Genomic DNA, 7,344 nt, shown 5'->3' with positions numbered 1-7,344 from the left:
GGCAAAGCACGATAATCATTTTGAACGATAACCTTAAACAATGCATCCAGAAAATTGTAATCTACATAAGGATTTTCTGTAGTTGGTTCTGAAAATAAGTTACATTTTACTTCTTTTTGTTTTTCTTTTGGCTTCAATTTTTCTTTTTCTAATTTCTTTTGATATGCAAGAAGTTGCGTATCATTCATCTTCCCAATGTTTTTATCAATTGTATCCAAAACTTCTCTTTGTAAAGGTTGCAACTCCTTATCTTGTGTCAAACTTGTATACACTTGTCGTATATAAAAGTTTGTCGTGTTGTACATATTCTTAGCATTTTGGCAAGATTTTTGAAAGTAAGAATACATACGATGACCTTTTTTAATCCAAATCTGAAGAGTTTTATAATTTGTTTGATTTTCCGTTGTCATTTTTTTACCTCCTTGTTAAGGATATTATACCAAAACCAGAACATACGTTTCTATTGTTTTGCTTGAACATAAAATGTTTTTTTCGATTCACCTCACCACCTTCACATATGTTTAGAGGTGGGAGTCCTCTCGAAAGGTATGATAGAATGGTGAAAGTGTTAATACATGTGAATTGCAAATAGGAAAGGGATTTTGCATGAGAATTAATAAATTCATTAGTGAAACGGGTTATTATTCAAGAAGAGAAACGAATCGCCTTATCGATGCAAAGCGAATTACCGTTAATGGAGAGATTTGTGAACCAGGGCGAGAGGTAGGGCCTGATGACATTGTGCTTGTTGATGGGAAGCCGATTCCAACTAAGAAACACCATATTTATATTGCTTTAAACAAACCTGTAGGTATTACTTGTACAGCAGCGAAGCATATAGAAGGAAATATTATTGATTTTGTTAATTATCCAGAGCGCATTTTTCCGATTGGCCGCTTAGATAAAGCGTCGCAAGGATTAATTTTAATGACAAATGATGGTGATATCGTAAATAAAATGATGCGCTCTGAGTATGGTCATGAAAAAGAGTATATTGTAACGGTGGATAAGCCATTTGACGATGCTTTCTTAGAAGGAATGGCCGGTGGTGTAACGATTCGCGACGGAAAAACAAATCCGTGTAACATATATCGCATAAGTGATTGCGTATTCCGCATTATTCTGACACAAGGAATGAACCGTCAAATTCGCCGTATGTGCCGAGCATTCGGCTATACAGTTACTAGATTAGAGCGCATTCGGATTATGAATATTGTAGTAGACGGCATTGAGATGGGAGAGTGGCGCGACCTTACTGAGGAAGAACTGAGTGAGCTCCTTGCATTGCTAGGATAAAGTGAAACTTCCATCAGTGGGGGGGCATCCCCCACTGATGGTTAGTTNNTTTTACGGGCAGTTGTCCCCACCTATCTTCTTCGTTTCTCTCTGCATCTTGAGTGGGGGGCTTACTGCCCGTTAATGCGGGATAAATAAGAAAGACGCTCTTCCTACTCGGAAAGAGCGTCTTTCTTATTTACGTGTAAACCCTTCTTCATCAAGGTATTGTGCCGCTTCCTTGTAAGAGTTGAATGTGCCGTCTAAATTTAGTCCAGCATAAACGTTCCACATATCTTCATCTTCTTTTTTAAGAGTTAGTATGTGCTTGTCTTCGTTGATCCACTCTTCCTCTTGGAAATTCTCAGTAAGTGTAACTTCTTCTACTGGTTCTTGTGAAAGGGCATCCATTGATTTTTCAAGTAATGAGCGAAGTTCTTCCGCTGAAAAATCACGGATGTTCACCATTCCTTTATCGTTCGTTTTGTAGCCTTTCAGATGACCGGCATATACGAAGCCATTTCCGTTTGGATGTAAATGGTACACAACGTTCTTTTTGTCTAGGCGACTTTCTTCGTAATGAAAATTAATGCGCCCAAGGGATACGTTTTTTCTTTCTAGCTCTGGAAAAGATTCAATAATCGTTAATTTTTCTTCAAAAGTTAGCATAGGTCCTCCATAATTGTAATGTAATGGTTCATTATACCACGAAAGAATGTAAATAGAGAAAGTTACTGAATTTGTTAATTTGGCAGGTTGTGTGTTCTCCCGCATTAACGGACAGTAAGCCTCTCATTGATGGAAGTTTCACTTTATGCTTTTAAAAAGCTTGTTTCTTGTCAGAAGAGTTATTAGTATGAGATGCGTTTCTGCTATCTTATATAGCATTGTTGTGATTTGAGATAAAATTTATGTTAATTTGACGGAAAATTAAGAAAAAAGAAGGTTTTTGAAATCCCTTTCTGTAATTATATAAGTATAACAGATTGAGAAGGAGAGGGAATGTATGACAGTTTCAAGCAAGGCAGAATCAGTAATTGTAAAATATGAAGGACGGATTGCGACAATTATGTTAAATCGTCCGCAAGTGTTAAATGCGTTAGATGAGCAGACGTTAAAAGAATTATTACAAAAGTTAAAAGAAGTGGCTGCAAGCTCTGTGCATATCGTTGTGCTATGCGGAAACGGCCGTGGTTTTTCTGCGGGCGGCGATATTAAGTCGATGTTATCAAGCGGAGATGAAAGTGCATTTGAAGGCATTATGAATACCATTTCCGAAATTATTGTGGCGCTTTATACAATGCCAAAGCTTGTTATTAGTGCGATTCATGGCCCGACGGCAGGCCTTGGACTCAGCATTGCATTAACAGCTGATTACGTAATGGCTGATATTTCATCCATTATTGCGATGAACTTTATTGGAATCGCTTTAATTCCAGATGGTGGTGGACATTTCTTCTTACAAAAGCGCCTTGGAGAGCATGTCGCAAAAGAGATCATTTGGGAAGGAAAGAAATTATCAGCAACGGAAGCACTTGAAATCGGCATGATTGATGAAGTGATCGGTGAGAACTTCCAAGATGCTGTAAAACAAAAAATTAATGAGTGGCTGCAAAAACCAATTGGCGCAATGATTCAAACGAAGCAAGTCTTAGCTGAAGTGAACCGCTCTTCATTAGAACAAACACTTCAGCTTGAAAAACGCGGTCAATATGCAATGAGAAAAACAGCGGATCATAAAGAGGGCATTACAGCATTTTTAGAGAAACGTGCCCCGGTTTTTAAAGGAGAATAAAAGTTTTATAGAATAAGAAAGTGTTAACACATTTTTTTAGTATAATGGTGTTAGCACTTTTTTCTTGAATAATAGAAGGAGATATAGAAGAAAATGGAGGTGTTCTCATGTCAGTTTATAATAAAGTAGTACGCGACCGTGTACCAGAAATGATTTTAATGTCTGGTAAAACATATACATCAAAAAAATTAAGTAAACAAGAATACATACAAGAATTATCGAAAATTGGAATAGAAGAAATGCGTGAATTTGCGTCTATGCAAGACCGTGACCATGCCTTAGATTCTTTAGCCGATGCCTTAGAAGTTATTAAAGCAATGGCGCAAGCAGAAGGCGTAACGTTAGAGGACGTTGAGCGCATTCGCAAAGAGAAAGAAGCAGAGCGCGGCGGATTTGAAAAAGGTGTATATTTAGTAGAAGTGAGTGAAGAGTAGAAGGCATCGCAGTATATGCGATGCCTTTTATCCTTCTATTCGCGGGCAGTAAGACTCCCACTGATGGAAGGTTCGCTTTATTCCTATTTCATGGCTTTTCCATTATACTGAAAATTGGAAAGATAAAAGAGAGGGGAAAAGCATATGGTACATAACGCAAAAGATACGATGGAGCTCATTAAACAGCTCGTTTCAATCCCAAGTCCGTCTGGAAATACAAATACAATTATTCGTTTCATTGAGGACTACGTAAAAGAGTGGAATGTAGAAACGAAGCGCAATAATAAAGGCGGCCTTATTATAACGTTAAAAGGAGAAGATGATACGAAACAACGTCTACTCACTGCTCACGTTGACACGTTAGGCGCCATGGTAAAAGAAATAAAAGCAGACGGACGCCTGCGACTATCAATGATTGGCGGTTTTCGCTGGAATGCTGTTGAAGGAGAATATTGTGAAATCGAAACAGCAAGCGGTAAAACGTATACCGGCACAATTTTAATCCATCAAACATCCGTACACGTATACAAAAACGCAGGCGAAGAAAAACGTGACGAAAAAAATATTGAAGTACGTATCGACGAGCGCGTATCTTCACCAGAAGAAGTACGTGTAGGCATTGAAGTAGGCGACTTCGTATCATTCGACCCGCGCGTTCAAATGACAGACAGCGGCTACATCAAATCTCGTCACCTAGATGACAAAGCGAGCGTTGCTATTTTACTTCAATTGATTAAAAGATTACAAGATGAAAACATTACGCTACCATACACAACACATTTCTTGATCTCTAACAATGAAGAAATTGGTTACGGCGGTAACTCTAATATTCCAGAAGAAACAGTAGAATACCTTGCGGTGGATATGGGGGCACTTGGCGATGGACAAGCATCAGATGAATATACAGTATCAATCTGTGCAAAAGACTCTAGTGGTCCATATCATTACGCAATGCGTAAACATTTAGTCGAACTTGCGAAAGTAAATAACATTGAATATAAAGTAGATATTTACCCATTCTATGGATCTGACGCTTCAGCAGCAATTCGTGCCGGAGCAGATGTGAAACACGGACTAATTGGTCCTGGCATTGATGCATCACATGCTTATGAGCGTACGCATGAAACATCAATTGCGCATACGGAGGCGCTTGTTTATACGTATGTACAATCGGATTTAGTAGAAGAATAATAAGTGATTGATAGAAAGGCTGATCTGTAATGTAGATTAGCCTTTTTTGTATGAGAAATAATGTTGAACTAATAGAATAGGGATCTTTGGCAGGCTAAGGTGCAAAAAATCTTCAATATAAATAGGGACGCTTAGCTCCCACCGAAAAGTAAGAACATCATTTTAAGTAATAATATAGAATTCTAATACTAAGTAGCTATGAAAAACGGGTAGTTGGCCGTTGCTAAAATAAAATATTTACATAATATGTAGAGTAGGATAAGCCCTACTAGACTTGAAAACAAAAGGAGTGAAATGAAATACCTATTATTAAACCTTTTTTTGCTAGTAAAAGATATAATTCAACAATCGGTGCTGGAACAGGAATAGGATCAACTTTTACTATTTTAGCAACTGATTTTAAGGATGACACGGGAGCTGCTGCTACCGCATTCCCCGCGTCATTTGCATATTATAATTTATACCTAAACGGACAGTTACAACCTGCGATTAATTCAAGTGTGACCAAAACAGCTATTACAATTCCGAGTGGAGATATTTTAGATCGTGGTGTTCCGGTTATGATTGAATTTGGTATAAACTAGTAATAAAAAACGAATTCTTTTAAAAGAATCCGTTTTTTATCCCACAATGATGGGAGTTTCACTTTATTGATTGATCAAAATAAACTGAAGTGTGATCGGAATGCCAGGTGATAGTGCTTCATCAGCAAATATCGTTAATATACCCGCTTGTACGTTATAAGAACTTTGCGGTTGGATAATACCGTTGATAAATAAATTCATATATGATACTTGATTTGGTGCCAAAATTTGAGTCGTTCCGAATTGAGGCAAACCATCATCGTTTGTGTATACAAGACGCGTGCCATCTGAAACTGTGAAAAACATTAGATTTGTTACGGAAATCAGACCTGGGGAGGTCGTTTCAGTAGGTCTAGTCGTTCCAGTAGACCTAGTCGTTTCAGTAGGCCCAGTTGTTCCAGTCGTTCCAGTCGTTCCAGTTGATCCTGCTGGTCCGGGTTCCGGAAGAGGAAGCGCGCAAGGGAAATAAAAAACTTCGTATTCGTAATTCCTAGAATGAAATGGTTTCAGAACAGTCCCCCCCTTTTTTGCGAACATAATGGATTTATTACAAGTATATGAATAGATATAATATTTGATTGTACATTCGTCATGTTTTTGTTTCGTTCATTAATTCCCTTTTTTCTTCCGCTAGAATGTTTCAATCAATAGGAGATAAAGCCCCCTCCACTGATGGAAGTTTCAATTTATTGCTTTAATAGAATAAAGCAAATGTGAACACTTTAAAAACATTTTTGTATAGAATTGACAATGAGATTTTACTTCTCTATAATTGGCTTTAATTTAACATATCAAATACGTTGAAAGAGCCCAGTAGCAGTTTGTCACTGTTATCGAGAAAGCTAGGGGTTGATGGAACCTAGCACAAACAAACTTGTGAATTACACTCTGGAGTATCTTAGGTAATGCTAAGCGGAGTAGCAATCGATACTATTGCTAAGAGTGGTACGAATAGTAAATACTATTTGTGCAATCTGGGTGGTAACACGGTTAAAAATCGTCCCTATGTCTAGTGTAGACATAGGGACTTTTTTTATATGCTTATCAAACTAAGGTAAGCAAAACATACAAATTAAAGGAGCTGGAAAGACATGAACATCATTGACGAATTGGAATGGCGCGATGCCATTAATCAACAAACAGATGCAGAAGGATTGCGTAAACTAGTAGAAGAGAAAAAGATTTCCTTGTACTGTGGTGTAGATCCAACTGGTGACAGTATGCATATCGGACATTTAATTCCATTTATGATGATGAAGCGTTTCCAATTAGCTGGGCATCATCCAGTTATTTTAATTGGAGGAGCAACGGGAACAATTGGTGATCCAAGTGGACGTCAAACAGAAAGACAACTTCAAACATTAGAACAAGTGCAGCATAATGTTGAGGCGTTAACAGTGCAAATGCAAAAGTTATTCGACTTTGGCGGAAATAGCGAAGTGAAAATGGTAAATAACTACGATTGGACACATGAAGTAAGTATCCTTGAGTTTTTACGCGATTACGGTAAAAACTTTAGTATAAATAATATGCTAGCAAAAGATATTGTAGCAAGTCGTTTAGATACAGGGATTTCATTTACAGAATTCACATACCAAATTCTACAAGCGATGGATTTCCATCACTTATACAAAGAAGAAGACGTACAACTGCAAATTGGCGGCAGTGACCAATGGGGAAATATTACAAGCGGTTTAGACTTAATTCGTAAAAAAGAAGGACCAGATGCAAAAGTCTTTGGATTAACAATTCCATTACTATTAAAATCAGACGGTACGAAATTTGGTAAAACAGCAGGAGGAGCGATTTGGTTAGACCCTGAAAAGACAACACCATTTGAATTCTACCAGTTCTGGGTGAACACAGATGATCGCGATGTGATTAAATACTTAAAATTCTTCACATTCTTAACAAAAGATAGAATTGATGAATTAGTGGTTAAAGTTCAAACAGAACCTCATAAACGTGAAGCGCAAAAAGTGTTAGCAGAAGAAATGACGAAATTTGTTCATGGTGAAAATGCATTTCTACAAGCAGTAAAAATTACAGAAGCATTATTTAGCGG

At 37.5% G+C, this 7,344-nt stretch carries 8 protein-coding genes, 1 pseudogene and 1 other annotated feature; of the genes and pseudogenes, 6 read left to right on the top strand and 3 right to left on the bottom strand.

Annotated features, from left to right (window positions below; translation table 11 throughout):
- A pseudogene (locus CN326_RS19300) lies at window positions 1–410 on the bottom strand (RNA-guided endonuclease InsQ/TnpB family protein); the annotation flags it as partial.
- Between the two features lie 196 nt (window positions 411–606).
- Between CN326_RS19300 and CN326_RS19295 the strand changes: the two are divergent.
- Entirely contained in the window at window positions 607–1,296 is a 690-nt protein-coding gene (locus CN326_RS19295; RefSeq protein ID WP_098310591.1) for a pseudouridine synthase, read from the top strand.
- Between the two features lie 174 nt (window positions 1,297–1,470).
- Here CN326_RS19295 and CN326_RS19290 read toward each other — a convergent pair whose 3' ends face one another.
- A complete protein-coding gene (locus CN326_RS19290) occupies window positions 1,471–1,944 on the bottom strand; it encodes a hypothetical protein (RefSeq protein ID WP_098310590.1) in 474 nt (157 codons plus the stop codon).
- A 337-nt stretch (window positions 1,945–2,281) separates the two neighbouring features.
- Between CN326_RS19290 and CN326_RS19285 the strand changes: the two genes are divergently transcribed.
- From CN326_RS19285 to CN326_RS19270, 4 genes are all read left to right on the top strand, one after another.
- Window positions 2,282–3,070 carry an enoyl-CoA hydratase gene (locus CN326_RS19285; protein ID WP_098310589.1) on the top strand — a complete coding sequence of 263 codons (789 nt, stop codon included), beginning with the start codon at window positions 2,282–2,284 and terminating at the stop codon, window positions 3,068–3,070.
- Window positions 3,071–3,177: 107 nt separating this feature from the next.
- Window positions 3,178–3,504, top strand: coding sequence for a nucleoside triphosphate pyrophosphohydrolase (locus CN326_RS19280; protein ID WP_098310588.1), 327 nt, complete (start codon window positions 3,178–3,180; stop codon window positions 3,502–3,504).
- A 144-nt stretch (window positions 3,505–3,648) separates the two neighbouring features.
- Entirely contained in the window at window positions 3,649–4,695 is a 1,047-nt protein-coding gene (locus CN326_RS19275) for a M42 family metallopeptidase (protein WP_098310587.1), read from the top strand.
- Between the two features lie 299 nt (window positions 4,696–4,994).
- The gene (locus tag CN326_RS19270) at window positions 4,995–5,279 is read left to right on the top strand and encodes a DUF4183 domain-containing protein (RefSeq protein ID WP_098310586.1); all 285 of its coding nucleotides are present in this window, start codon (window positions 4,995–4,997) and stop codon (window positions 5,277–5,279) included.
- 63 nt (window positions 5,280–5,342) lie between these two features.
- Here the strand turns inward: CN326_RS19270 and CN326_RS19265 are convergent, their stop codons facing one another.
- Entirely contained in the window at window positions 5,343–5,816 is a 474-nt protein-coding gene (locus CN326_RS19265; protein ID WP_098310585.1) for a DUF4183 domain-containing protein, read from the bottom strand.
- Between the two features lie 254 nt (window positions 5,817–6,070).
- Window positions 6,071–6,287, top strand: a binding site (T-box leader).
- 83 nt (window positions 6,288–6,370) lie between these two features.
- On the opposite strand from CN326_RS19265, the gene tyrS reads away from it, so the two are divergent.
- Window positions 6,371–7,344: tyrosine--tRNA ligase (tyrS, locus tag CN326_RS19260; protein WP_098310584.1), on the top strand; the 974-nt coding region annotated here is incomplete at its 3' end.

The organism is Bacillus sp. AFS018417 (genome assembly GCF_002560985.1).
GTDB classification, from domain to species: Bacteria; Bacillota; Bacilli; order Bacillales; family Bacillaceae_G; genus Bacillus_A; species Bacillus_A rhizoplanae.
This window is presented reverse-complemented; position numbering and strand designations above follow the sequence as displayed.